The sequence below is a fragment of the Curvibacter fontanus genome (assembly GCF_054780335.1).
Map to the genome: position 1 here is coordinate 1 of NZ_BAAGWN010000020.1, position 731 is coordinate 731.

Consider the following 731-nt stretch of genomic DNA (forward strand, 5'->3'; position numbering starts at 1 on the left):
CCCGTGCAGCGCGGCAACGTCAGCCTGAGCAACCTGCAAGTGGTCAACGCCATGTTGTATGTTGCCGAGCACGGCTGCAAGTGGCGCGGGCTGCCCAAGCGGTTCGGTAATTGGCACACGATCTATACGCGCATGCGTCGCTGGACCAAGGCTGGCGTGCTGGACAAGATGTTCGAGGAGTTGCAGCGCGAGCAACTGGTGCGCGTGAAGATCGAGGCGGTGTCGTTGGACTCCACGAGCATCAAGGTGCATCCCGATGGCACAGGTGCTCTAAAAAAAACGGCCCGCAAGCCATCGGCAAGTCCCGAGGCGGATGGAACACCAAGATTCATATGGTTGCCGCGGATGCTCGAACGGCCGTGACGTTCTGTCTGTCGCCTGGACAGGCTCACGATGCGCCCGAAGGCAGACGCCTGCTGCAAAGCCTGGGGCCAGCGAACCGCCCAATTCACTTGCTCATGGATCGCGCCTACGAAGGCAACGAGACGCGTCAGCTGGCCCTTGATCTTGGATTTATCCCGGTCGTACCCCCGATGAGAACCCGGATCGAACCTTGGGAGTACGACCGGGCGATGTACAAGCGGCGCAACGAGGTTGAGCGCCTGTTCAGGCGGCTCAAGGGCTACCGACGCATCTTCTCTCGGTTCGAGAAACTCGATGCAATGTTTCTTGGCTTTCTCAGCTTCGTGCTCGTGGCAGATGGCCTTCGTGGTTTGTGTTAACAGGCCCTA

General features: G+C 59.6%; 1 protein-coding gene. It reads left to right on the forward strand.

Going from position 1 to position 731, the window contains the following annotated elements:
* A protein-coding gene (locus ACYVH8_RS12720) for an IS5 family transposase (protein ID WP_460489186.1) occupies positions 1–722 on the forward strand; the annotation gives its coding sequence in 2 pieces (ribosomal slippage) (positions 1–271 and positions 271–722; 723 coding nt annotated over the 2 pieces). This gene is flagged as partial in the annotation.
* Positions 723–731: the final 9 nt, after the last annotated feature.